Origin of the sequence: Propioniciclava coleopterorum, assembly GCF_011393335.1 — a bacterium.
Classification (GTDB): domain Bacteria; phylum Actinomycetota; class Actinomycetes; order Propionibacteriales; family Propionibacteriaceae; genus Propioniciclava; species Propioniciclava coleopterorum.
In genome coordinates, this window is the sequence record NZ_CP049865.1 from 3457538 (window position 1) to 3482123 (window position 24586).

18 protein-coding genes and 1 pseudogene are annotated in these 24586 nt (G+C 72.2%); 6 read left to right on the plus strand and 13 right to left on the minus strand.

Annotation, left to right across the window (positions count from 1 at the left end; translation table 11 throughout):
* Positions 1 to 2: 2 nt before the first annotated feature.
* The 6 genes and pseudogenes from G7070_RS16435 to G7070_RS16455 form a co-directional block, all read right to left on the minus strand.
* Complete coding sequence (locus G7070_RS16435) at positions 3 to 2471, minus strand: PfkB family carbohydrate kinase (protein ID WP_166234638.1); 2469 nt, start codon at positions 2469 to 2471, stop codon at positions 3 to 5.
* Positions 2472 to 2484: 13 nt separating this feature from the next.
* Complete coding sequence (locus G7070_RS16440; protein WP_166234639.1) at positions 2485 to 4218, minus strand: ABC transporter permease; 1734 nt, start codon at positions 4216 to 4218, stop codon at positions 2485 to 2487.
* The gene (locus tag G7070_RS20070; RefSeq protein WP_431977962.1) at positions 4215 to 4724 is read right to left on the minus strand and encodes a TOBE domain-containing protein; all 510 of its coding nucleotides are present in this window, start codon (positions 4722 to 4724) and stop codon (positions 4215 to 4217) included. Before G7070_RS20070 ends, G7070_RS16440 begins: the two co-directional genes overlap by 4 nt.
* Positions 4725 to 4892: 168 nt before the next feature.
* Positions 4893 to 5317 (minus strand): annotated as a pseudogene (locus tag G7070_RS20075) (ABC transporter ATP-binding protein); the annotation flags it as partial.
* Positions 5318 to 5460: 143 nt separating this feature from the next.
* Complete coding sequence (locus tag G7070_RS16450) at positions 5461 to 6549, minus strand: substrate-binding domain-containing protein (protein WP_166234640.1); 1089 nt, start codon at positions 6547 to 6549, stop codon at positions 5461 to 5463.
* Positions 6550 to 6650: 101 nt separating this feature from the next.
* Positions 6651 to 7886, minus strand: coding sequence for an ROK family transcriptional regulator (locus tag G7070_RS16455; protein WP_166234641.1), 1236 nt, complete (start codon positions 7884 to 7886; stop codon positions 6651 to 6653).
* A 196-nt stretch (positions 7887 to 8082) separates the two neighbouring features.
* Here G7070_RS16455 and G7070_RS16460 point away from each other — a divergent pair, with 196 nt between their 5' ends.
* The 3 genes from G7070_RS16460 to iolB all read left to right on the plus strand — a co-directional run bounded on the left by G7070_RS16460 (position 8083) and on the right by iolB (position 12676).
* Positions 8083 to 10866 (plus strand): PIG-L family deacetylase, encoded by a 2784-nt coding sequence (locus G7070_RS16460; protein ID WP_166234642.1) that lies wholly within the window; start codon positions 8083 to 8085, stop codon positions 10864 to 10866.
* A 105-nt stretch (positions 10867 to 10971) separates the two neighbouring features.
* Positions 10972 to 11721, plus strand: a complete 750-nt coding sequence (locus tag G7070_RS16465) for an N-acetyltransferase (protein WP_166234643.1) — start codon at positions 10972 to 10974, stop codon at positions 11719 to 11721.
* Positions 11722 to 11986: 265 nt separating this feature from the next.
* Positions 11987 to 12676 carry a 5-deoxy-glucuronate isomerase gene (iolB, locus tag G7070_RS16470; RefSeq protein WP_246228108.1) on the plus strand — a complete coding sequence of 230 codons (690 nt, stop codon included), beginning with the start codon at positions 11987 to 11989 and terminating at the stop codon, positions 12674 to 12676.
* Positions 12677 to 12746: 70 nt separating this feature from the next.
* Here the strand turns inward: iolB and G7070_RS16475 are convergent, their stop codons facing one another.
* From G7070_RS16475 to G7070_RS16495, 5 genes are all read right to left on the minus strand, one after another.
* Entirely contained in the window at positions 12747 to 14357 is a 1611-nt protein-coding gene (locus G7070_RS16475; protein ID WP_166234644.1) for an ABC-F family ATP-binding cassette domain-containing protein, read from the minus strand.
* A gap of 182 nt (positions 14358 to 14539) precedes the next feature.
* Positions 14540 to 14818: a hypothetical protein gene (locus G7070_RS16480; protein ID WP_166234645.1), complete on the minus strand. Its 279-nt coding sequence runs from the start codon at positions 14816 to 14818 to the stop codon at positions 14540 to 14542.
* Between the two features lie 54 nt (positions 14819 to 14872).
* Positions 14873 to 15631: an SDR family NAD(P)-dependent oxidoreductase gene (locus G7070_RS16485; protein WP_246227177.1), complete on the minus strand. Its 759-nt coding sequence runs from the start codon at positions 15629 to 15631 to the stop codon at positions 14873 to 14875.
* Between the two features lie 5 nt (positions 15632 to 15636).
* Positions 15637 to 16959, minus strand: a complete 1323-nt coding sequence (gene hisS / locus G7070_RS16490; protein ID WP_166235416.1) for a histidine--tRNA ligase — start codon at positions 16957 to 16959, stop codon at positions 15637 to 15639.
* Positions 16960 to 16961: 2 nt separating this feature from the next.
* Positions 16962 to 17645 carry an MBL fold metallo-hydrolase gene (locus G7070_RS16495; protein ID WP_166234646.1) on the minus strand — a complete coding sequence of 228 codons (684 nt, stop codon included), beginning with the start codon at positions 17643 to 17645 and terminating at the stop codon, positions 16962 to 16964.
* Between the two features lie 64 nt (positions 17646 to 17709).
* On the opposite strand from G7070_RS16495, the gene G7070_RS16500 reads away from it, so the two are divergent.
* Positions 17710 to 18954, plus strand: a complete 1245-nt coding sequence (locus G7070_RS16500) for a DUF349 domain-containing protein (RefSeq protein ID WP_166234647.1) — start codon at positions 17710 to 17712, stop codon at positions 18952 to 18954.
* A 217-nt stretch (positions 18955 to 19171) separates the two neighbouring features.
* Here the strand turns inward: G7070_RS16500 and G7070_RS16505 are convergent, their stop codons facing one another.
* Positions 19172 to 19789, minus strand: a complete 618-nt coding sequence (locus tag G7070_RS16505; RefSeq protein WP_166234648.1) for a response regulator — start codon at positions 19787 to 19789, stop codon at positions 19172 to 19174.
* The gene (locus tag G7070_RS16510) at positions 19786 to 20997 is read right to left on the minus strand and encodes a sensor histidine kinase (protein ID WP_206079840.1); all 1212 of its coding nucleotides are present in this window, start codon (positions 20995 to 20997) and stop codon (positions 19786 to 19788) included. The genes G7070_RS16505 and G7070_RS16510 overlap by 4 nt, the downstream gene beginning before the upstream one ends.
* A gap of 126 nt (positions 20998 to 21123) precedes the next feature.
* Here G7070_RS16510 and G7070_RS16515 point away from each other — a divergent pair, with 126 nt between their 5' ends.
* Together G7070_RS16515 and G7070_RS16520 are read left to right on the plus strand one after the other, a co-directional pair.
* Positions 21124 to 21519 carry an HsmA family protein gene (locus tag G7070_RS16515; RefSeq protein ID WP_166234649.1) on the plus strand — a complete coding sequence of 132 codons (396 nt, stop codon included), beginning with the start codon at positions 21124 to 21126 and terminating at the stop codon, positions 21517 to 21519.
* Between the two features lie 1310 nt (positions 21520 to 22829).
* Entirely contained in the window at positions 22830 to 24182 is a 1353-nt protein-coding gene (locus G7070_RS16520; protein WP_166234650.1) for an HNH endonuclease signature motif containing protein, read from the plus strand.
* Positions 24183 to 24586 lie beyond the last annotated feature (404 nt).

Consider the following 24586-nt stretch of genomic DNA (forward strand, 5'->3'; position numbering starts at 1 on the left):
CCTCAGACCGGCAGGAACCGGGCGCCTGCGTCCCGGAGGACGGCCTCGCGGTCCTCGGCGCGCGCCGCGACCAGCGCGGACGCCGTCGCCACGGCGAACTCGGCCGCGTCGTCCAGGGCGACGCCGTGCAGCAGCGCGGACAGCAGGGCGGCGTTGAACGAGTCGCCGGCGCCGGTGGTGTCGACCGGCGTGATCCGCGGCGCGCCGAGCCTCCGGACGCCGTCGGCGTCGGCCACCAGCGCACCGGACGCGCCGAGCTTGGCCACGACGGTGCAGCCGGTGCGCGCCACCAGCGCGGCCGCGGCCGCCTCGACGTCGGCCAGTTCGGCGACGCCGCACAGCTCGGCCTCGTTCGGCAGGAACAGGTCCACGTCGGCGAGCACCGCGAGGACGTCCGCGCGGGTCGCGGGCGTCCAGCCGTCGTCGGGGTCGCCGGTGTCGAGCGCGGTGCGGGCGCCGGCGTCCTTGGCGCGCCGCAGCACGGTGGAGAGCGCGTCCCGCTGCAGGCCCGGCAGCAGGAAGTAGCCGCTGCTCAGCACCACGCCGGCGCTCAGGGCGTCGGCCGGCACGTCGTCGGGGGCCAGCTCGGCCATCGCGCCGAGCGAGGACAGGAACGAGCGGTCCCGGCCGGGCGCCTCGGCGACCACGGTGAGGCCCGAGGGCGTGCCGTCGGCGACGATCAGGTCCAGGCCGAGCGGTTCGGCGGCGAGCAGGTCGCGCACGACGCCGGCGGCCGGGTCGGCACCCACCTTGGTCACGAGCCGGGTCGGGACGCCCAACTGCGCGGCCCGCTGGGCGGCGATGGCGGCCGAGCCGCCCAGGCGCACCTCGATGTCGTCGACGATCCGCTCCGTGCCGGGGGCCGGGATCTCGGTGGCGCCGTGGACGATCACGTCGAGGTTGGCGTTGCCGATCACCGTCAGCGAGCCGGCGACCCGCTCGGGGTGCGCGGACGCCGCGAGCAGCGCCGCGCGGCTGGCGTCCAGGTGGGCGCGGCGGGCGCCGAACTCCTCGCGCAGTTCGGCGATCTGGTCGCGGATGTCGGCGACCGTCGCCAGCACCGGCGCGATCCCCGGGCTGCCCGCCTGGGGTCGCTGCAGGATGCGCTCCGGCTCGCGTCCGGACGCGAGCACCAACTCGACGAGCGAGCCGTCGGGGTCGGCGATCCCGCCTGCGGCCAGCGCCTCGGCGACCTGCTCGGGCGTCCACGTGAGCGGCTCGCCGGCGCGGAACAGGCGTCCCACCAGGCCGTGCGCGGCCCGCCACGGCACCGAGCGGGTGGCCAGCGCCTCGGCGACGGCCGTGGTGGTCGCTCCCGACCGGACGATGTCGGCGGGTGTGGGGAGCTGGTCGGGCTCCAGGGCCAGCACGACGCCGTCGTAGAGCCGCAGGAACCGGATCACCCGGTCGGTGTTGCTCCACAGCGGCTTCTGCACGTCGGTGGTGGCGTTGTTGGAGTCCTCGTACCAGCCGGCCGCGATGGTGTTGTAGACCGACGCCAGCTCGGCGTTGGACGCCCCCGCCATCGAGACCATGTGCTCCAGCACCACGGGGTTCTTCTTCTGGGGCATGATCGAGGACCCCTGCGTGAACGGGGTGGGGGTGGTGACCCAGCGCAGGTTCATCCACTCCTGCAGGACGCGGGCCCAGCGGGCGCCGGTCGCGGTGATCCGCGCCTGCACCGCAGCCAGCCGCATGAAGTGCTCCGCCCCCGCGACCGCCTCGTACGACGCGGTGAACGCGGAGTCGAAGCCGAGCAGCCGGGCCTCGAGCTCGGGGTCGATCGCGATGTCGGTGCCCGTGAAGGCGGCCGAGCCCAGCGGGGAGACGTTCATCTCGGCGTAGACCCCGGCCAGGTCGTCGGCCTGGCTGAGCAGCGTCTCGGCGAGCCCGCTCAGCACGTGGCCGATCGTGGTCGGCTGCGCGGGGCGGCGGTGCGTGTTGCCGATGATCAGCGCGTCCACGGTCGCCTCCGCGCGGTCCGCGAGGTCGGCCGCCGTCTGCAGCAGCAGGTCGGCGATGTCCAGGATGCCCCGGCGCAGGATCATCCGGAACACCGCGGCGTCCAGGTCGTTGCGGCTCCGGGCGAGCTGCACGTCCAGGTCCGCGGTCTCGATGCCGCACGCCCGGGCCAGCTGCTGCTCCAGGAAGTAGTACGGGTCCTCGACCGACCCGTCGAACGCCGGCGAGGCGAGCCGCGGCGTCCAGGACGCGCGGCCGTCCTCGGGCCCCAACTCCCGCCACAGCGTCAGGAGCCCCGACAGCAGCAGGTCGGCGCGCTCGGCCGTCAACGCGCCGGTGCGCCGCAGCACCAGGACGTGGGCCAGCGACGCCTCGACCATGGCCGGGAGGTCGTGCGCGGCGGCCTGCTCGAAGGCCACGCGCAGGTGGTTGTCCCAGAAGATCGAGAGATCCTCACGCTCGCGCAGGGGGACGCGGGGACGGTTGGGGTCGGAGTTCACGTGGGTCACGTTCCTTTCGGATTCAGACGGCGAGCGGCTGGGCGGTGATCGGGGCCGCGGGGGTGAGCGCCGCGCCCTTCCTGCGGAACCGGCGCGGGTTCTCGAGCACCTCGGAGATGATCAGCACCACCAGGATGGCAAGCATCTGCAGTGATCCGTAGGCGAACGCGGAACCCAGTTCGTTGGCGTACTGCCGGTTGTAGATCTCGACCGAGAGCGGTGCGTAGCGGGCCGGGTAGATGACGACCGACGCCACGTACTCGCCGAAGCCCTGGACGAACGCCATCAGCGCGCCGGCCAGGACGCCGCGGGCCATCAGCGGCAGGGTGACGGTGCGCAGCGTCCGCCACGGCCCGGCGCCGAGGTTCTGGGCCGCCTCCTCCACCGACGGGTCGATCTGGGCGAGCGAGGCCGCCGCGTTGCGGAACACCAGCGGCACGAACCGGATGAAGTAGGCCAGCGGCAGGATCCACAGCGAGCCGATGAACACCTGCCCGAGGTTGAACGGGGTCGGCGAGGCGAACGCGGTGACGATGTTGATGCCGACGACGGTGCCGGGCAGCGCCCACGGCAGCATGATCATGACGTCGAGGACGCCGGCGCCGCGGCCCTTCCACCGGGCGACGACCCACGCGGTGAGGACGCCGACGACGACGGAGGCCACCATGGCGAGCGCGGACATCTGGGTGGACACCAGCAGGGGTCGCAGGCTCTTGGGCTCGGTGAAGATCTCCACGAAGTTCGCGACCGTGTAGGTCGGCGGCAGGATCTGGACCGTCCAGGTGCCGTCGACGGTGAACGCGAGCAGCAGGATCGTCGCGACGGGGGCGACCAGCACGAGCACGACCAGGATCGAGCCCAGCGCGGCCAGCGTGCGGGGCAGGGCGCCCTGGACGACCTTGAGCGCCTGCGGGGTGCCCTTGGAGGCGCTGCGGGTCATCCGCCGGTTCTGGTACCAGCGCATGAGCAGCAGGAACGTGATGGAGACCACCGAGAGCACCACCGACTGTGCGGCGGCCAGCTCGTAGTTGCCCGAGGTCTTGGACGCCACGATCCGCATCGTCAGCGTGTTGACGTTGTAGAACTGCGGCGCGGTGAAGGACGCCATCGAGACCATGAAGGTCAGCAGCGCTCCCGACACGATGGCGGGGGTGAGCATCGGCAGCAGCACGGTGCGCCACATGGTGGCCCGGTCTGCGCCGAGGTTCATGGCGGCCTCCTCCAGGGAGGCGTCGCTGCCGGCCAGGCCGGCGCTCACCGACAGGTAGAAGTAGGGGTACATCGTGAGGGTGTGCACGAGCAGCACGCCGGCCACGCCGTCGAAGGCGAAGGTCTCCGCCGCGGTGCCGCTGAGCGCCGAGAGCGCGCGCGGCACGATCCCCGAGGGGCCGTAGAGGTAGTAGAAGGACAGCGCTCCGATGAGCGGCGGCAGCGCCATCGGCAGCAGCGCGAACACCCGCAGCGCGCCGCGTCCGGGGAAGTCGAAGCGGGTCAGCAGGACCGCCAGTCCCCCGCCGACGATCGCCGAGGTGAGGACCGAGACCAGCGAGATGCCCACCGACAGCAGCAGTGCGCGCTGCGAGGACCCGTCGGTGAAGTCGCCGTAGGCCGCCCCGCCCTCGCCGAACGAGGTGAAGAGCGTGGCGAACATCGGGAAGACGATGTAGATGAGCAGGACCGCCACCAGCGGCAGCGCCAGCAGGTAGACGAACCGGTCGGACGCGGTGAGCGACGCGCGGTCGCTGCGGCGGCTCATCGGGCCACCATCCAGATCTTGGCCGGGTCGGGCCGGACGGCGACGACGTCGCCCACGCGGGGCAGGTCGTCGGTGTCGGGGATCGTCATGAGGAGGGAGGTGCCGTGCTCGTCGGCCAGGTCCAGGCCGATCATGCAGTGCGAGCCGGTGAACTCGATGAGGGTCACCGTGCCGTGCAGCGTCCCCTCGGCGCGGTCGGACGCGGCGGGCGCGGCCCCCAACAGCGCCAGCGACTCCGGTCGCAGCGAGACGGCGATCTCCTGCCCGGCCGTCACGTCGCCGAGGGTGGAGTCGGCGTCGACGCGGGCGCGCAGCAGCGCCCCGTCGGCCAGTCGCACTGCGGCGACGTCGCCGTCGCGGCCCTCGACGACGCCGTCGAGCACGTTGGAGCGCCCGATGAAGCGCGCCACGAAGGCGGTCGCGGGCCGGCGGTAGATCTCGCGCGGGGCACCGAGCTGGTGCAGGACGCCCGCGTTCATCACGGCGATCCGGTCCGACATCGCCATCGCCTCGGCCTGGTCGTGCGTGACGTACACGCTGGTCGTCCCGGCCTGCTGCTGGATCTGCCGGATCTGCGTGCGGGTCTCCTCGCGCAGCTTGGCGTCCAGGTTCGACAGCGGCTCGTCCAGCAGCAGGACCGACGGCCGGATCACCAGGGCGCGGGCCAGGGCGACGCGCTGCTGCTGGCCGCCGGAGAGCTGGTCGATGCGGCGCTCGGCGTAGCCGTCGAGGCCGACGACCGACAGCGCCTCGGCGACGCGGGCCGGGCGGTCAGCGCCGGGCACCTTGCGCATCTTGAGCCCGTAGGCGACGTTCTCGGCGACGTCCATGTGCGGGAACAGCGCGTAGTTCTGGAACACCATGCCGGTGTCGCGCTTGTACGGGGCGCCTTCGTCACGTCGCGGGTGTCGAAGGAGATGGTTCCGGACGTCGGGGTGATGAAGCCGGCGATCATGCGCAGCGTCGTGGACTTCCCGCAGCCCGACGGGCCGAGCAGGGTGAAGAACTCCCCCTCGGCGATGGTCAGGCTGAGCGCGTCCACGGAGGGTGCGGCGTTGCCGTAGGTCTTGGTCACGCGGTCGAGGTCGACGGTGGTCATGGCGAGGCTTCCTTCAGGGATGGCGAGGCGGGCGGGGTGGCGACGGGCGCGTCGATGCGCACCGAGCGGGGGCGGGGCGAGCGGGGGCCGGGCGAGGGCCCCGGCCGGCGAATGGGCGCCGGCCGGGGGCACGCGGGAAAGGACTAGCCCTTGTCCTTGATGTTGGCCGCCCAGTACTTGATCCAGTCGGTCTCGTTCGTGGCGATCCGGTCCCAATCGACCTTCATCTCGGTGAGGTTGAGTTCGGCGAGCCACGACGGCTCCTTGCTGAGCTTGATCGTCGGGATCTGGTACTTCTCCTCGGCGAGCTTGCCCTGCACCTCCTCGCTCATGAGGAAGGTGATGAACAGGTCGGCGCCGGCCGAGCCGGGGCCGCCCTTGACCTTGGCCAGGCCGTCGACGAGCATCGGCGCGCCGGACGCGGGGACCTTCGGGGCGAGCATCGGGAAGTCGCCGTTCTTCTGCAGCATGATGTCCTGCAGGTTCCACAGCGACAGCGGGGCCTCCTGGCGGCTGACGCGCTGGTAGAGGTCCGTCGGGTTGGCCGCGTACACCTTGGTGTTGGCGTCCAGCTTCTTGAGCCACTCGTAGCCGGCGTCGGGGCTGTTGCCCTGGGCGTAGGCCCGGTCGATCATCGAGCAGTAGATGGAGCGCATGGTGCCGGACGCCTCGACGTCGCGGATGGCCAGCTTGTCCTTCATGTCCGCCGCGATCAGGTCGTCCCAGTCCTTGGGGGCCGACTCGAGCGGCATCATCTCGGTGTTGACCATGAACAGCTCGGCGAGCTTCATCTCGCCGATCCACAGGCCGTCCTTGTCGCGGAAGTCGGCCGGCACCGCGTCGACGACGGCCTTGGGGGCCGCCTCGAGGACGCCGTCGGCCGCGCCGCGGGACAGCTGCTGGCGGGTGCCGCCCCACCAGATGTCGCCCTGCGGGTTGGACTTCTCGGCCCGCACGCGCTCGAGCGCCTCCTGCGCGCCGAGGGTGAGGATGGTGGCCTTGCCGGCCCATTCGGGGTACTTCTTCTCGAAGTCGGCCACGACCTGCTCGGCGAGCTTCTTGTCGCGGGCGGTGTAGATCGTGAACGCGACGGGCGCCGCGGCGGTGGAGCCGGCGGAACCGCTCGGGGTGGCCGCCGGCGCGGGGCTCTGGTCGAGGCCGCAGGCGGTGAGAAGGCTGACCGATCCGGCGGCCACGGCGGTGGCTGCCAGAAGGTTGCGACGCGAGATCATGTGCTGTTTCTCCTTTGAAAGGCGCGACCGCGCGGTGCGGTCAGTCCATAGGTGGTGCGGTGTGGTGGTGCGGCGGCCCCGGGCGGCCCGTCCGCGTCCGGCTAGGAATCGCCGGGCGGTGTCCCCCCTTCCGTCGCGGCGCCCTTCCCGTCGGGGGCCTGGTCGAACGGGACGTCGAGCGCGAAGACGAGTCGCGGTCGGGTCTCGATGTGGGCGATCGCACCCTGGGCGATCGCCCCCTCGCCGAGGTGGGCGAAGCGCACCTTGATGGGCGCGGGCACGGCGGCGGTCACGCGGCCCGCGAGGGCGGCGCGCGCGGCCTTGGGCAGGTGGACCGCCTCGCCGGCGAAGACCACCAGCGCGGGGTTCATGATGTAGGCGGTGACGACGGCGGCGTACGCCCAGGCCTCGACGGCGCCCTCCAGCAGCGCCCGGGCATCGGGGTCCTCGGACGCCGCGAGCTCCGCGACGACGGTGTGGTCGGTGCAGTCGATGCCGAGCTCGGCGGCGCGTGTGACGAGCGCGCCGACCGCCCAGCGCGCCTCGAGCGGGCCGACCGCGGCGGACGCCGAGGGCATGACCTTGTCCCAGGGCAGGAAGCCGACCTCGCCGGCCGAGCCGGTGGCACCGCGGTGGATGCGGCCGTCCAGCAGCAGGGCGGAGCCGATGCCGTCGCCCACGTAGATCAGCACGACGTCGCTGTGGTCGCGGGCGGCGCCCGCGGTCGACTCGCCGAGCGCGACCAGATTCACGTCGTTCTCGACGAGCACCGGCAGGCCGATCGCCTCCCCCAGCGCGTCCCGCAGCCGCACCGTCATGGACGCGCCCAGCGCGGGGGCCAGCGACACGTCGCCCTCGGCCGACATCACGCCGGGCAGCGAGACCACCACGCAGCGCGAGGCGTGCTCGGAGGCCGCGTGCAGCGCCCGCAGCGCCTCGATGATGGTGCTCAGCGGGTCGTCGTGGTTGAGGCGGCGCCGGAGCTGGGCCTCCACGGAGCCGACCAGATCGATCTGGCTGACCAGGACGTGCACGCCCTCGATCGACACCAGCGACAGGTGGACGGCGCGTCGATCGAACTGCACGATCGTGCGGCGTCGGCCGCCCGTGGACTCCTCGTGACCGGTCTCCTTCACGAAGCCGCCGGCGATCAGCTCGCGGATCGTGGCGGTCATGGACGAGCGGGAATAGCCGGTGATCTCGGCGAGCTCCGTGCGCGACAGGGGGCCGTGCGCGAGCAGAGCGGCGGCGGCGCTCTCGAGCCGAAGGGCACGCAGCGCCGCGCTCGACGTGGGGGCCTCGTTCAGGCCACTCCCGGTGTCCGTCTCCTGCGACATGCTTTCTTTATAGTGTGAAGCAACCGGCGGCGCAAGCCCCCATCCCACGCGTCGCGGCGACAAAGTTCCGCCTCAGCCGCGGGCGCCCCGCTCAGCATCGATCCGTGGACGCGGGCGTTGACACCACTTACTTTTCTCTGTGAAATAGCCCCCAACCGTCACACGGCAGTGACGATCCTGCGAAAGGACGATCGAGATGAACGATCCTCAGCTCCATCCGCCGCACTCCCTCTCCCGCCGCACCGTGCTCAAGGCCGGCGGCGGGTTGGGCCTCGCGGCGGCCATGACGGGCCTCGACTGGGCCTCGCTCACCCCCGCCGAGCAGGCGCTCGCGGCCCCCGGTGGCGCGGTGAAGCTCAACGTGCTGTTCATCGGCGCGCACCCGGACGACGAGGCCTCCACGCTGGCCGCGCTCGGGCAGTGGAACGAGTACCACGGCATGAAGGCCGGCGTCATCACGGTGACCCGCGGCGAGGGCGGCGGCAACGCGGTCGGCCTCGAGGAGGGCCCGCCGCTCGGCATGCTGCGCGAGGCCGAGGAGCGCACCGCCGTCGGCTACGCCGGCATCGAGAACATCTTCAACCTCGACGGCCTGGACTTCTACTACACCGCGAGCGCTCCCCTGTCCTACAGCGTCTGGGGCGGCGAGGCCGTGCTCAACCGCATCGTCCGCGTGGTCCGCGCGACCCGCCCCGACGTGATCATCACCATGAACCCGTCCGCCGTCGAGGGCAACCACGGCAACCACCAGCAGGCGGCGATGTTCGCGGTCGAGGCGTACGAGGCCGCCGGCGACCCCAAGCGCTTCCCCGAGCACTTCGCCGAGGGGTTCTCGACCTGGACGCCGCGTCGCCTGCTCCGCACCGGCGCCAACGGCTCGGGCCCTGCCGGCGAGGGCAGTCTCGCGACGGGGTACACGCCCACCGTCGCGTCCGATGTGGTCTTCGGGTGCTGGAACGGCACGTTCAGCGAGCGGAACGGCAAGCGCTGGTCGCAGATGCTGGACATGTCGCGCTGGGCCTACGTCTCCCAGGGCTGGGGCTCCTTCGCCCCGGGGACGACCGACCCGACGAAGATCGCCAACACCTGGTTCACCGTCATCCACTCCCGCGGCCCCGTGGTCGACCCGAAGTCGGGCAACGACGCCGCGCTGCGCGGCGCCGCCCTGGCCATCTCGGGCGGCCTGCCGCTGGGCACGCTGATCGACGTCCGCCCCGGCCACTTCGAGGCGGTCCCGACCCAGGCGGTCCCGGTGAGCGTCACCGTGACGGCGGCGTCCAAGCTCGCCGGCGGGCAGCTCACCCTGAAGGCCCCCGCGGGCTGGACGGTGAGCGGGCCCGTGTCGGTGCCGGCGCTCAAGCAGGGGGCGTCCCACACGGCCACGTTCCAGGTGACGGCCGCGGCGAATGCGACGGTCGGCACGCAGGTCCGCGTCGAGGCGACGCTGACGAGCGGCGGGGCCTCCGGCACGTCGTTCGCCCAGATGCGGGTCGCCGGCGCCGTGGAGGCCTCCGTCAAGCCGCTGCCCGAGATCCAGGAGTTCCGCAACTGGACCGCCGCGCTCGGGTTCAAGCATCTCGACGTCCTCGTGCCCGAGCTGTTCGCCGTGGGTCAGGGCCGCACGCGGGACCTGGAGATCGTGGTGGAGAACTTCTCCAACCAGTCCCAGTCCGGCGACGTGGCGATCACGATGCCGTCCGGGTTCGCCATCACGCCGCGCTCCCTGCCCTACTCCGGGCTGGCGGCCGGCAAGACGACGTCCCTGGCGTTCAAGGCGTCCAACACCGACACGTCGATCCCGACGGCGAACCGCCCGGCCAACAAGGGCAGCTGGCCCGTCGGCGTCCACGCGACCAGCTCGCTGGGTAGCGCCGACCGCAACGTGACGATGAACCTCGTCCCCACCCACGCCGTGCAGAAGGCGGCGGTGGCGCCGGTCATCAACGGCGTCCGCGGGGCCGACGAGTACCCGGGCGAGCCGATCCTCGTCGACACGATCTGGGACGGCTCCCCGATGGGCGGCACCAACCCGACGATCAGCTGCAAGACGTGGATCACCCACGACGACGCCAACCTCTACCTGTTCCTGCAGGTGAAGGACGACATCCGCGGCACGATCCTGCCCAAGGAGGACAACAAGCGGCAGCGGCGCACCGACTCGGTCGAGATCTACGTCGACCCGCGCGGCACCGCGGGCAACACCGCGCAGACCTTCATCGGCGGCATCTTCCCGTCGATGGACTCCATGACCGGCGCTCCCGGCGTGGGGCGCGACCGCGACAACTGGCAGGGCGAGGCGCACATCACGGCCCCGGGCATGCAGGTCGCGGTCGTGATGGCGGACACCACCGAGGCCTACACGGGCTACGACATGGAGGTGAAGATCCCGTTCTCGGTGCTGCCGGACAACCTGGATCCCCAGCACGTCGGGTTCAACGTCGTCGTCAATGACTCCGACACCCAGAACAAGGCCGCGCAGAACCGCGTGGGCTGGTCGACGTTCCCGGGCATGCGGGCCGACCCGTGGCGCTGGGGCATCATCACCCTCGACGTCGCGGACAAGGGCGCCAAGCCCAAGGCGCCGACGCTGCCCGACACCGCCGCCCGCTCGGTGGAGTCGCCGCAGTCGATCCTGCAGTCGGCGGCGGACCAGGTGCCGCTGGGCGGTTTCGCGCCCGCCAAGCACGACCTGAAGATCCTGTCGAGCTCGATCTCGGGCGGCTCGGTCCGGGTCGCGCTGCAGACCCCGCGCGCGGGAACGGCGCGGGTCTACCTGTGGGACGGCTCCAAGGTGCTGGGCAGCAAGGTCGTGAAGGTGTCCTCGGGTCGGACCGACATCACGTTCCTGGCGGTCACGAACGCCACGGGCAAGGGCAAGGGCGACCTGAACGGTTCCCCGACGGCCCCCGTGCTGGCGGCGTCCTTCGAGGCCGCCGACGGCGTGACGGCGACGCGGGCCCTCCTGGGCGGCCGCTCCTGACGCACCGGTGAGCCGCGGGGGTGGGGTCGACGCTGGTCGGCCCCACCCCCGCGGTCGTCCCACCCCTGGACGCCCACCGGATCGGCGCCCGGCTAGCATCGCGGCATGGATCTGCGCATCGTGTCCACGGCGGAGCGGCCGGAGCTCTCCTCCAACTTCCCCGAGACCGACCCGTGGCCCGAGTTCATGAACCAGGACACGGTGGGCCTGCTCTACTACAGCGACAACCGGATCGCCCACCCCGAGTTCGGGCTGGTGGCCTACGACGCCGCCGAACCCGACCGGGCGATCGCGCGGGCGTACATGGTCCCGTTCGCCTGGGACGGTGACCCCGCCGCCGGCGAGCTTCCCCTGGACGGCTGGGACGGCGTCATCTGGCGGTCGGCCCGCGACCGTCAGCTCGGCCGCGAGCGCAACCTGGTCTCCGCGCTGGAGATCACGGTCTCCACCGCGCACCAGCGCCAGGGGCTCTCGGCGCGCATGCTGGACGCGATGCGGGAGCGGGCCGCCCGGCTGGGCTTCGCGGACCTGGTGGCGCCGGTGCGCCCGTCCGGCAAGCACCTCGTACCCGAGGTGCCGATGAGCGAGTACGCGGCCCGGGTGCGGCCCGACGGCCTGCCCGAGGACGCCTGGCTGCGGGTGCACGTCCGCGCGGGCGGGCGCATCGTCGGGGTCGCCCCGCGCGCGATGGCGATCCCGGGCACCCTCGCCCAGTGGCGCGAGTGGACCAGGCTGCCGTTCGATCGCACCGGCCCGGTCGTCGTGCCGGAGGCGCTGGTCCCGGTGCAGTGCGTCGTCGAGCATGACTACGCCGTCTACGTGGAGCCCAACGTGTGGGTCCACCACCCGCTCTGACCTCACGACGGACGGCCGACACCGCCGGGAGGGTATCGCCTGCGCCGCGGCGGGAGCGGCACGTATCCTGCCCGGACACGAGAGAAGGGTTTCCTGCGATGACCGAACACTTCCTGCCGGCCGGCAGCGCCGCGGACGAGGGCTTCGACGTCTTCCTGCCGCCCGAGCGGGCCGGCTGGGACCAGAGCGGCCTCCGCGTCCTGTCCCTTGACCCGGGGCCGGGGCGGAACTGGCCACCGCTGAGGAGGAGTGGCTCGCGATCCCGCTGGCCGGGGCGTTCGACATCGCCGTCGACGGCCAGGAGCATCACCTGCGCGGGCGGCGCGACGTCTTCGACGGCCCCACCGACACCCTCTACCTGCCGCCCGCCTCCACGTTCAGCATCACCGCCCCGGACGGCGGGCGCGTCGCCTTCACCTCCGCGCGGGCGAGCGGGCAGTACCCGGTCCAGTTCCTGGCCGCTGAGGACGCGCCGATCGCGCGCCGCGGCGCGGGCACCATGAGTCGGATGGCGCACGAGTACCTGATGCGCACCGGGACGCTGCGCTCGGAGAAGCTGATGGCGCTGGAGGTCTACACCCCCGGCGGGAACTGGTCCTCCTACCCGCCGCACAAGCACGACGTCGACTCCGAGGACGAGACCCAGCTCGAGGAGGTCTACTACTTCGAGCTCGAGGGCGAGGGTGAGCGTCCGGCCGCCGCCTACCAGCGGGTGTTCTCCTCCGACGACCGCCCGATCGACGTGCTGGCCGAAATCCACTCCGGCGACGTCGTGCTGGTGCCGTACGGCTGGCACGGCCCCGCGGTCGCGCCGCCCGGCAACGACCTGTACTACCTCAACGTGATGGCCGGCAACGGCGACCTGAACAACTGGAAGTTCACCGACCTGCCCTCGGCCGCCTGGGTGCGCACCTCGTGGGAGGGCATGCCGTTCGACCCGCGCATCGCCGAGTGACGCGCCCCTGACCCGGCGACGCGCCCGCTCGGGGCGCCGCCGCGGCCCTCGTGGCCGTCGGGCCCCCCGATCAGGCGGCGTCGCGGTCGGTGAGCCCGCCGTCGGCGTCCAGCTCCAGCACCCGGGTCAGCCCGAGCCGGCGCAGGAACGCCCGGTCGTGGCTGACCACCAGCAGGCCGCCGCGGTAGGCGTCCAGGGCCCCGACCAGGGCCTCGACGGTGTCCAGGTCGAGGTTGTTGGTCGGCTCGTCCAGCACCAGCAGCTGGTTGGCCGGCTCGGCGAGCAGCAGGGCGGCCAGCGCCACCCGGAACCGCTCCCCGCCCGACAGCGCCCCGATGGGCCGGGTCGCCAGCGGGCCGGGCAGGGAGAAGCTGGCCAGGGCGTTGCGCAGCTCCCGGTCGGGGACGTGCGGGGCCCGGGCGGTGAGCTCCTGCAGCGGCGTGCGGTCCGCGCGCAGGCCGTCGAGGCGCTGGGGCAGGTAGCCGATGCGGTCGGTGAGCGCGACCGCGTCCGCGGGCAGGTGCGACGGCTCCCCCGCGACCAGGGCGCGCAACAGCGTGGTCTTGCCCACCCCGTTCGGCCCGACGAGCCCGACCCGCTCGGGGCCGGCGATCACGACGCTGCGGTCGGTGCCGCGCAGTTCGGCGAGCCGTCGCCCCGAGCCGACCTGCGGGTCGGGCAGGGTGAGCGTGAGCCGGTCGTCGTCGCGGACGCGGGCCTCGGCGTCGGCCAGACCCGCCCGCGCCGCGGCCTCGCGCGCCGCGTGCATCGCCCGGTCGTCGGCCTGGGACTTCTCGGCGCGGTTCTGCCGGAAGTCCAACACGACCTTCACGTCGCCCTTGTCCCGGGCCGCTCGGCCCTGCCGGGTGGAGCGCGCCTGCCTGGTCTGGGCCTCCATCCGGCTGCGGTGCTCAGCCTTCACCCGCTGCTCGGCGGTCCGGACGGCCTGGCGCGCCGCCTCCTGCTCCACGGCCAGCGCCTCGGCGTAGGCGGAGTACGGCCCGCCGTACACGGTCAGGGCGCCGTACCGCAGTTCGGCGGTGGCGTCCAGTCGCTCCAGCAGGTCCAGGTCGTGGCTGGCGATCAGCAGGGTGCCGCGCCAGCCGTCCACGAGCGCGTACAGACGGTCGCGCGCGGCGGCGTCCAGGTTGTTGGTGGGCTCGTCCAGCAGGACGACCGGGGTGCGGGCCAGTTCCAGCCCGACCAGCGCGGTCAGGATGGTCTCGCCACCCGACAGCCTGGCGACCCTGCGGCGCAGGTCCCCGGGCTCGCCGAGGGTGCCGACGACGGCCGACAGCCGGGCCAGCGCCCGTTCGCCGGCGTCCCAGCGGTCGCCGATCGCGTCGAAGTGCGCCGGGTCGGCGTCCCCGGCCTCGAGCGCGTCGAGCGCGTCCAGGATCGGACGGATGCCGAGCAGGTCGGCGACTTGGGCGTCCGTGCGCAGGGTGAGGTTCTGCGGCAGGTATCCGACCTCGGCGTTCCCGGCCACGGTGAGGGTGCCCGACGTGGGGGTCAGTTCGCCGGCGATCAGCCGGAACAGGGTGGTCTTCCCGGTGCCGTTGGCCCCGATCAGGCCGGTGCGTCCTGCAGCGAAGGACGCGGTGAGCCCGTCCAGGACGGGCTCGTCCCCGGGGAAGGCGAAGGTGAGGCGATCGAGCACGATCGCGGACTGGATGGACATGATGCTCCCGACGGTTCAGCGGTTGGAGGCGCTGCACCGGAGCGTGGCTCGACGGTCAGCGCGGGTCAGCGGCTGGTGTCGAGATCAGTCATCTCAGGTCCGTTCGTCGGGAATGTGACTCCCCCATGCTGCCCCGGCGGGCGACAGTGGGGCAAATCGACGCCGGCAGAGGCGCCGGTCGCTCAGGCCCCGCGCAGCATCTGCTCGGCGAGGTGGCGGACGCCGCTCAGGACCAGGCCCACCCCGAGCAGCACGATCCCCAGCACCACGAGGCCGCCCCCGATCAGGAGTTGCCACTCGACCCAGGTCACTCGCCCGGGGTGGCCACCGCCTCCGGCGTACCGGCTGGCGTTGAGGAAGAGCATGCCGCCGAAGCCGGCCGTGATCGGGGCGAGCAGGTAGCAGTAAAAAGCGAGCTGGGGCAGGTGGAGCGGCCGGCGCGCGGGGGTCTGTGCGGTCACCGGACCCATGGTAGGTGAGGCACGGTCCGGTCCCCTCGGTCAGATCGTGCGTGGTCAGTGGACGCTGAAGCCACCGTCGACGGCCAGCAGCGCGCCGGTGACGTAGCCGGCCGCCCGGGACGCCAGGAACACCACGGCAGGCTCGAAGTCCTGCGGGACGCCGTTGCGTCCGACCATGCTGCGCGCGGCGAGCGCCTCGGCCCTACCCGGGATCGCGAGCGTCGCCGCCGTCATGGGCGTGGCCACGAAGCCGGGGAGGAGCGTGTTGGCGGTCACGCCGTGCGCCGACCACGCCTCGGCCTGCGATCGCGTCAGGCCCGCGAGCCCGGCCTTGCCCATCCCGTAGACCCCCGAGTTCCCGAAGGCGCTGATGCTCTGCTGGGAGCCCACGTTGATGATCCGCCCGAAACCACGCTCGGCCATGGCGGGGCCGGCTGCCTGCCCGAGCCGGAAGGGCGCGAGCAGGTTGACCGCGAGCACCTCCGCGAGTTCAGGTTCCGTCGTCTCGGCGAGCGGCGGGCGCGGGTTCACCCCGGCGCAGTTCACCAGGATGTCGGATTCGCGAGCGTCCCCGGCGACGCGGTCCAGGTCCGCCGCAACCCCCAGGTCCGCGCGCACGGTCACCGCCGGGACCCCGAGGGCGGCGAGCCGGGCCTCGGCGTCGGCGAGACGGGCCGGGTCGCGCCCGACGATCGTGACGGCCGCACCGGCCCCGCCGAGGGCGCGCGCCAGCGCGAAGCCGATGCCGGAGGAGCCGCCCGTGACCAGCGCGCGCAGGCCGGCCAGCGAGAACAGATCGTCGAGGTAGCCCACGCGCCTCAGCCCCGGGCGATGCTCGGCGTCAGGTCCTCGGCCGGCGGCGTCCAGGTGTCGGGGTCGGCCGGGCTCTGGTCGCCGGTGCGGATGTCCTTGACCGTGTCGCCGAACCACACGAACGGGATCCCGCGCCGGTCGGCGTAGCGGATCTGCTTGCCGTACTTGTCCGCCTTGGGCGCCACCTCGGTGGGGATGCCACGCGCGCGCAGCCGGGCGGCGACGTCGTTGGACGCCACGCGGGTGTCCTCGGCGTCCACGGCCACGAGGACGCACGTCGGCACCGAGCGGGACGCGACGAACTCCCCCTTGCCGATGAGCGGGGCGAGGATGCGGGAGACGCCGATCGAGATGCCCACGCCCGGCCAGGTGCGCTTGCCGTCGGTCGCGAGCGAGTCGTAGCGGCCGCCGGAGCAGATCGAGCCCAGCGACTCGAAGCCGGTCAGCTCGGTCTCGTACACGGTGCCGGTGTAGTAGTCCAGGCCCCGGGCGATCTTGAGGTCGGCGACGAGCCGGCCGGGGACGGCCTTCGCGGCGGCGTCCACCACCTCGGCGAGCGCGGCCAGGCCCTCGTCGAGCAGCGGGTTTTCGACGCCCAGGGCGCGCACCTGCTCGACGAAGGAGGTGTCGGCCGTCTGGATGGTGGCCAGTTCCAGGCACTTCGCGGCGGCCTCGGGGCTTATGCCCAGGTCGTCGACCAGGAGCTTCGCCACGGCGTCCGGACCGATCTTGTCGAGCTTGTCGACGCGCTGCAGCACGGCAAGGTGATCCTCGACGCCCAGCCCGCGGTAGAAGCCCTCGGCGAGCTTGCGGTTGTTGACGTGCATGACCACCGGCGGCAGCCCGAAGCGGGTGTGCAGCCGCTCGAAGGCCTCCAGCATCACCAGGGCGACCTCGACGTCGTGGTGCGCAGCGAGGGTGTTGTCGCCGACGATGTCGATGTCGGCCTGGGTGAACTCGCGGTAGCGCCCCTCCTGGGGCCGCTCGCCGCGCCAGACCTTCTGGATCTGGTAGCGCCGGAACGGGAACGCGAGGTGGCCGGCGAACTCCTGCACGTAGCGGGCGAACGGCACGGTCAGGTCGAAGTGCAGCCCCAGATCGTCCTTAGGCGCCTCTCCCTCGACGGCGTGCAGCCGGCGGACGGTGTAGACCTCCTTGGTGATCTCCCCCTTGCGGGTGAGCGCGTCCATGGTCTCGACGGCGCGGGTCTCGATCGGCGCGAACCCGTGGAGCTCGAACGTCTCGCGCAGGGTGTCCAGCACGGCCAGTTCGGCGATGCGACCGGCGGGGAGGAACTCGGGGAAGCCGGACAGCGGCTTGGTGCGCATGCTCACGTCAGGTACGCCTCTTGAAGGTAGGGATTGGTGGTGCGTTCGTGGTTCATGGTGGTGGTCGGGCCGTGACCGGGCAACAACGCGGCGGCGTCGGGCAGCGGCAGGACCACGTCGCGCAGCGTGGCGCGCATCACCGCGTCGTCGCCGCCGGGCAGGTCCGTGCGTCCGATGGAGCCGGCGAACACGACGTCGCCGGTGAAGATCAGCTCGTCCAGGTCGCCCTCGAGCGGCTCGTCGGGCCGGACGCGGAACAGCACGCAGCCGGGCCGATGCCCCGGCGCATGGACCACGTCGAAGTCGGCGCCCGCCGCGTGCAGCGTCTCGCCGCCCTCGATCAGGCGCAGGTCGGCGGGCTCGCGCACCTCGACGCCGAGCTGGGCGATCATCTGCTGCATCTGCTCGCGTCCCGAACTCGGGTCGGTCAGCAGTTCCCGGTCGGCGCCGTGCAGCCAGGCCGGGACGCCGAAGTGGTCGGCGACCTGCGCGGCCTCGGCGACGTGGTCGATGTGGCCGTGGGTCAGCAGGACGGCGTCCACGGTGAGGTCGTGCTCCTCGACGGCCCGCCGCACGGTTTCGGCGGCGTCCACGCCCGGATCCACGACGACCACGTGCCCGTCCGTCAGCCCGAACAGGTAGCAGTTGGCCTGCCACGGGCCTGCCGGGAACGACGCGAGGAACATGGTTCCCACCTTATCGGGGTGGGCAGCACGCGAAGTCCGCCCGTTTTCGGGCAAGATGGAGTTCATGAGTGACTCCGCAGGACCGGCGAGCTTCGGTCGCGTCGAGGAAGACGGCACCGTCTATGTGACCACCGCTGACGGCGAACGCGCCGTCGGGCAGGTGCCAGACGTGTCCACCGAGGAGGCCCTGGCCTTCTTCGTGCGCCGCTTCGAGGCCCTCGATCTCGAGATCACCCTGTTGGAACAACGGCTCGCGTCCGGGGCCGTGTCGCCCGACGACGCCCGGCACTCGATCAAGACGCTGCGGTCGTCGGTGAGCGACGCGAACGCGGTCGGCGACCTGGCGAGCCTCACGACCCGCCTCGAGGCGATGGCCCCCAAGCTGGCGGAGGCGGCCGAGGCCCGCAAGGCCGAGCGCGCCAAGCAGCACGAGGCGACCCGCGAGGCCAAGGAGGCCATGGTCGCCGAGGCGGAGAAGCTGGCGGGCGGCAACGACTGGCGCGGTGGCGTCAACCGGTTCCGGCAGCTGCTGGAGGAGTGGAAGGCGCTCCCCCGCATCGACCGCGCCACCGACGACGCGCTGTGGCACCGGTTCAGCTCGGCGCGCACCACGTACACGCGCCGTCGCAAGGCGCAGTTCGCCCAGCAGTCGGCGAAGTGGACCGAGGCCAAGGCGATCAAGGAGCAGATCATCGAGGAGGCCCGCGGCCTGGCCGACTCGACCGAGTGGGGCCCGACCTCGGGCGCGTTCCGCGACCTGATGGCGCGCTGGAAGGCGGCCGGCTCCGCCCAGCGCGACGCCGACGACAAGCTGTGGGCGGAGTTCCGCGGAATCCAGGATCAGTTCTTCAACGCCCGCTCCGAGGCGCAGAACGCGCAGGACGCGGAGTTCGGCGGCAACCTGACGGCCAAGCAGGCGCTCCTGGACAAGGCCGAGGCCGAGATCCTCCCCGTCTCCGACCCCAACGAGGGCCGGGCGGCCTACCGCTCCTTCATCGAGGAGTACAACGCCCTGGGCAAGGTGCCGCGGGACGCGATGCGGGGCCTGGACAACCGGGTGCGCGCGATCGAGAACGCGGTGAAGCAGGCCGAGGCCGAGGAGTGGAAGCGCACCGACCCCGAGGCGCGGCACCGCGCCGAGGAGACCGTGGCCATGCTCTCGGCGGAGATCGAGAAGCTGCAGACCAAGATCGAGAAGGCGGAGGCCCGCTCCGACGCCAAGGCGGTCAAGAAGGCGCAGGACTCCATCGCCACCTACACCGTCTGGCTCGACCAGGCCAAGGCGACGCTGGCGGACTTCACCCGCTGATCGGTTCATCGCGAGGCCCGTGGGACGCCGTCCCGCGGGCCTCGCGCCGTCTGGGCCCGGTCAGGGCGCGCGGCCGTCGGACCGCGGCGCGATGGGCACGGCTCGCCCTCGTGGCCCCCAGCAGCCCGCCCTGGTGGCATTCACAGTGCGGCAGGCCCTGCGTCGTCGGCAGGCAACGGCCCTCGTCGCTGACAGGGCAGCATGCCTCTGGTCGCGGTCAGCGCAGGAGGCCCTGCTCGCGGGCGGCGGCCACCGCGGCCGTCCGGTTGTCGACGTTCAGCTTGGTGAAGATGTGGACCAGGTGCGTCTTCACGGTCGCCTCGGACAGGAACAGTTGCTTGGCGATCTGCCGGTTGGTGAGGCCCTGGGCGAGCAGCGCGACCACTTCGCGCTCCCGTTCTGTGAGCTCGTCGGGCGGCGCGATCACGCGGCGGGCGAGGCGTCCGGCCACGGCGGGCGCGAACACGGTCTCGCCGCGGGCCGCCGCCTCGACGGCCGCGCCGAGGGCGTCCGGGGAGGCGTCCTTGAGCAGGTAGCCCACCGCGCCGGCCTCGATGGCGTTCACGATGTCGGCGTCGGTGTCGTAGGTGGTGAGGATGAGGACGCGGGCGTGCGGGTCGCGCTCTCGGAGCCGGCGCGTGGCGGAGACGCCGTCGTCGGCGCCGAGTTGCAGGTCCATGAGGACGACGTCGGGGCGCTCGCGTCCGAACGCCGACAGTGCCTCGGCCTGCGTGCCGGCCTGCCCGACCACCTCGATGCCGGGCCGGGTGCTCAGCAGCGCGACGAGCCCGGCGCGGACGACGGGGTGGTCGTCCACCACGAGGACGGTCGTCATCGGCCGCCGCCGTCCAGGGGGATCGAGGCGGCGACCGCCGCGCCCTCCCCGGGGCGCGACTCGACCGAGAGCCGCCCACCGAGCTGGGCGACGCGCTCGCGCAGGGCGCGCAGGCCGAAGCCCCCGGCGTCCCCGGCCAGCGGCGGGACCGCGGGGTCGAAGCCGACGCCGTCGTCCACGACGTCGATGAGCAGTTCGGTGGGCTCGTAGGCCAGCGACACGACGACGCGGTCGGCGTCCGCGTGCTGCCGGACGTTGGCCAGCGCGCCCTGGACGAGCCGGAGCACGGCGACGTCGACGCTCATGGAGGAGAGCCGCGGATCCCCGGAGACCTCGAGGTCGGCGCGGATCCCCGACTCGGCGGCGAGCCGGTCCAGGAGCCGGCGGACGGCCTGCGGCAGCGGCGCCTCGTCCAGCTGGGCCGGGCTGAGCGCGTGCACGACGCGGCGCGCCTCCACGAGGTTCTCCCCCGCCAGCTGCTCGATCTGGGCGAGCAGGGCGGCGTTGGGGGGCTCGGTGGCGAGCTCGGCGCGGCTCAGGAGCAGGATCGAGGAGTACCCCTGCGCCAGGGTGTCGTGGATGTCGCGCGCCAGGCGGGCGCGCTCGGCCAGCGCGCCGGCGTCCCGCTGGGCGGTGGCGAGTTCCTCCTGCACCGCGACCAGGTCGGCCTGGGCGGCCGAGAGTTCCTCCAGCAGTTGGCCGCGGGCCGCCGACTCCTTGAGGATCATCGAGTACCCGACCGTGATCCCCAGCGTCACGAACGCGCCGATGACGGGTCCGAGCACGGCCGAGACGGGGCTGGACGCCGTGGGCCACAGCACGATGATGGCCATGCCTGTGACCATGAATACGGTGATCACCCCGGGGACCCACGGCAGCAGGTGCAGCGCCAGCAGGCACAGGGCGAACGCGAGCCACGCCAGGGACGGCGCGTGGATCGCGGCGGCGACCCAGAGCGCGGCCAGCACCGCGAACCACAGCGGCGCGACCCAGCGCTTGGGCATCCGGGCGGCGAACACCGCGCCCAGGACGTACCAGACCGTGAAGGCGGCGACGAGCCCGATCAGCGGGCCGGTGAGGTCGCCGTTCGCCGCCGCCTGCGTCACCCCGATGAACAGCAGCAGCGCGAACAGCGCGTGCTCGCCGAACTGCAGCGCGCGGGCGGCTGCCGAGGGTGCGCCGGGCGGCACCGGGTGACGGTCGAACACGTGCGTCACGTTACCCCGCCGCGTCCTTGGCCGCCGTGCGGCGCCGGCCGGGTCAACCGAACGATGGAGCGGAGTCGCATCCGTTGGGCGATGGGCGTCGGGGCGGGCGTCCGTAGCGTCGAAGACATGCTGATCCCCGCCATTGTGCTCATCACCGCCGCGCTCCTGCTCTACACCGCGGGGGTGTGGGGCGAGCGTCGCAGCGGCACCCTGCGGCCGCTGCACGTCGCCCTGTTCGCCGGAGGTTTCCTGTGCGACGCCGGTGGGACGTGGCTGATGTCCCAGATCGCCGGCTCGGGCACGTACACCACCACCGGGGCGGCGTCCGTGCTGACCACGCTGATGGCCGTGACCGGCGGGCTGGCGCTCATCCTGATGGGCATCCACCTCGCCTGGGCGATCGGCGTTCTGGCGAAGGGTTCCCCGGCTGCGCGGGCCACCTTCCACCGGTTCTCCGTACTCGTGTGGGCGATCTGGCTGGTGCCCTACTTCACCGGCATGGCCAGCGCGATGATCCGCTGACGCGCTCCGCGTCCGCATCGATGGTGGAGGCCGATGGGGGTTCCTGCTCTCCCCCGGACTCGGCCTGAGCGGCACCTGGCAGGCCGTATCCGGAGGTTCCGGGCCCAACGTGCTCGCCGTCAGGTGCTCAGGGCCGCCGCGGGACATCGATCCTGCATCACTGACGGGGACCAGCGCCCGGTCGGTTCCAAGAGTCTGCGGATGTGCAAACTCAATTTTCGCGCAGTCACCGACTCGCGGAAGCGCATCGCCCCTAGTCGGCGTCCCCGGGCGCAGGCGCGACTGCGCGATTCTTGATTTTCCGCCGTCGGAACCCACCCGCCACGAGCGGGTCACCGATCCGCCTCTCAGACCAAGCCAAGCACTCGCTCACCACGACGGCCGATCCAGCTCTCACACCCCAGCCACGCACCCGGGTCACGCTCGCCCGATCCAGCTCTCGCACCCACGGTCCGTGTGGCCGGGGACGGTGCCGCTGGCCGGTTACGGTGCGCCCAGCATGCGATAGCTCCAACCACCGGCGCGCCGCCGAGTAGATCACCAACCCAACTCACACCGGCAACGAAGGGACCACCGCGCTGGGGAATGACCCTGAGTCCCCTCGGTGCGCTCACACGCGCGCCTGCGGCTTGGCAAGCGAGACTGCTCCGGCGATCTCCGCCGCTCGCGCGTCGACAATCGGTGAACGAGGCACTCGCGACGCTGGAGCCCGAGGATCGCTATACGTGCCGCGGGGCAGCAGCGAGCAGCGGGACGCAGGACAGGGCCGCTCCCACGCAGTTCAGAGAATGCCGGGATGGCCCGAGGACAGCGGGCGTGCGTCCAACCGAAGCCCCCATCGCCCCTGTTGGGTTGGCAGCCAGACCGTCCGTGTGGCCGGGGACGGTGCCGCTGGCCGGTTACGGTGCGCCCAGCTTGCGATCCTGGCGATCGCAGGGCTGATGGGGCGCCCCGCGCGCCGCCGATGTCGGCGCCGCCGTGCAGGTGGCAGTCGCACACGGCCAGCTTCGTCCCAGCAGTCAGATCAGCCTGAACACCGACCTCGATCGAGACCGTTCGGCTCAACGGCGAACCCGAAGCAGGTCCGCGACCGATCCCAGGGCCCTGCGACCTGGAAAACTCAATTTTCACGCAGTCACCGACTCGCGGGAGCGCATCGCCCCTAGTCGGCATCGCCGGGCCCAGATGCGATTGCGCGATTCTTGATTTTTCGCCGCCGATACCCACCCGCCCGGAACATGACAGGAGACATCAACTCTTTGGGCGCAAGTATCCCCGAGAATGTCGGAGGCGACTCGTACAGTGTTTTCATGGAGACGTTGATCCGGACGCAGAGTGAGGCATTCCTGGAGAATGTCCTCACCGGTCTGGACGACCTCGACCCCAACGGTCTGGACCGGGCGCTGCTCACCGATTCTGAGCGGGTTGGGTTGGCCGAGCAGGCGCTCGCCGCGGCGGGTCGTCTGCAGGCGTTGGCCGGGGTGTTGGTTGCTGAGGCGGATCGGGTCGCGGCCCCGCAGGCGGTGGTGGGGGTGGGGACGTTGTCGTGGCTGCACGACGCCCAGCGGATGACCCGACGCGAAGCCGGCCGACTGCTGGCCTCAGCCCAGGAACTGTCGAGCCGGCCCGTCCTGCGGGAAGCGACCCTCACCGGGGCGGCCACACCCTTGCAGGCCCGCGCGGTCACCCGCGTCCTGGCCCAACTGCCCGAGGATCTGCCCGACCAGAAGGTACGGGACGCTGAGGCGATGATGGTGGGGTTCTGTGCCCAGTTCGACTCCCACGAACTGAGCCGGCTGGCCCGGCATCTCCTCGAAGTCATCGCCCCCGAAGTCGCCGAGGAGTCGTTGGCGCGCCGCTTGGAGCGGGAGGCGCGGCACGCCCACGCGGTGCGGCACCTTTCCTTCACCCCTGATGGGATGGGGTCGGTCCTGATCAAAGGCAGCCTGCCGACGGTCGAGGCGGAACTGTTGCGGGCGCAGGTCGAGGCGATCGCGCACCTGCACCACCGCCGCGCCCTGGACTGCGCCGACCCGCTCGTCGAGAAGGCCACCCCGACCCAGCGTCGGGCTGATGCCCTGGTCGAGCTCGCCCGCGCCGCCGGGGTGCACCAGGACGCCCCCAACCACGGCGGCGACCGGCCCCGGATCATGGTGCTGATCGACCACGATCGCCTGGTCGATGACTGCCGCAAGGCGCAGTTGCTTGACTCGGGTGCGGACCTGACGCCCACGCAACTGCGGGTGCTGGCCTGCGACGCCGGCATCCTGCCCGTGGTGATGAACGGTGCCGGGGAAGTCTTGGACGTGGGGCGGGCGAACCGGCTGGTCACCCCCTCCATCCGCGCCGCACTCGTCGCCCGCGACCGGGGCTGCGTGTTCCCCGGCTGCGACCGCACCGCCGCCGCGTGCGACGCCCACCACATCACCCCCTGGCAACGCGGCGGACCGACCTCGCTTCCGAATCTGGTGCTCCTGTGCCGGCACCATCACAACACGGTCGAACCCGACCACCGCCATCCCGACACCCGCTGGCAGATCCGACTCGACCACGGCATCCCCGTCGTCATCCCACCAACCAGAGTCGACCCCCAACAACGACCCCGCCGCAACCAGCGCCACCATCACCGCCCACCACCCGCCCCGGACGACTCCGCCTCCTGACGAGCAGGGCCCACGGCCCCGGTGACCTGTCAGCCCTCGCGCGACGATTCAGCCGCAGAGATTCATACGGTCGGCTCGGCCTGACCCTCCTTAACGCCCCTAGCCCGGATCGATCGAGGGCTTCCCCGACCCAGGGACCGGATCACTGCTGCGTGCCGGACCTCCTGGTGGTGCAGCCCTGGAACGATCCTCGGGACGCCGCGGTGGGAGCGACCTGTGCAGGACGCCGCGGTGGGAGCGACCTACGGGTCCAAAACGCCGCGGAGAGAGCGACCTACGGGTCCAGAACGCCGCGGGGAGAGCGACCTCGGCGCCACCCCGACGTCCGCGTCCTGGCGGGCCAGAACGTCGCGGTGAGAGCGACCTACGGGTCCAGAACGCCGCGCTGGGAGCGACCTGCGGGT

Excerpts from the sequence above, each read along its gene's own strand:
- hisS (WP_166235416.1), bottom strand. The coding sequence starts at position 16,959 with ATGCGCACCAAGCCGCTGTCCGGCTTCCCCGAGTTCCTCCCCGCCGGT.
- G7070_RS16495 (WP_166234646.1), bottom strand. The coding sequence starts at position 17,645 with ATGTTCCTCGCGTCGTTCCCGGCAGGCCCGTGGCAGGCCAACTGCTAC.
- G7070_RS20070 (WP_431977962.1), bottom strand. The coding sequence starts at position 4,724 with ATGGCGATGTCGGACCGGATCGCCGTGATGAACGCGGGCGTCCTGCAC.
- G7070_RS16455 (WP_166234641.1), bottom strand. The coding sequence starts at position 7,886 with ATGTCGCAGGAGACGGACACCGGGAGTGGCCTGAACGAGGCCCCCACG.
- G7070_RS16505 (WP_166234648.1), bottom strand. The coding sequence starts at position 19,789 with ATGACGACCGTCCTCGTGGTGGACGACCACCCCGTCGTCCGCGCCGGG.
- G7070_RS16460 (WP_166234642.1), top strand. The coding sequence starts at position 8,083 with ATGAACGATCCTCAGCTCCATCCGCCGCACTCCCTCTCCCGCCGCACC.
- G7070_RS16450 (WP_166234640.1), bottom strand. The coding sequence starts at position 6,549 with ATGATCTCGCGTCGCAACCTTCTGGCAGCCACCGCCGTGGCCGCCGGA.
- G7070_RS16475 (WP_166234644.1), bottom strand. The coding sequence starts at position 14,357 with ATGTCCATCCAGTCCGCGATCGTGCTCGATCGCCTCACCTTCGCCTTC.
- G7070_RS16465 (WP_166234643.1), top strand. The coding sequence starts at position 10,972 with ATGGATCTGCGCATCGTGTCCACGGCGGAGCGGCCGGAGCTCTCCTCC.
- G7070_RS16520 (WP_166234650.1), top strand. The coding sequence starts at position 22,830 with ATGGAGACGTTGATCCGGACGCAGAGTGAGGCATTCCTGGAGAATGTC.
- G7070_RS16500 (WP_166234647.1), top strand. The coding sequence starts at position 17,710 with ATGAGTGACTCCGCAGGACCGGCGAGCTTCGGTCGCGTCGAGGAAGAC.
- G7070_RS16515 (WP_166234649.1), top strand. The coding sequence starts at position 21,124 with ATGCTGATCCCCGCCATTGTGCTCATCACCGCCGCGCTCCTGCTCTAC.
- G7070_RS16440 (WP_166234639.1), bottom strand. The coding sequence starts at position 4,218 with ATGAGCCGCCGCAGCGACCGCGCGTCGCTCACCGCGTCCGACCGGTTC.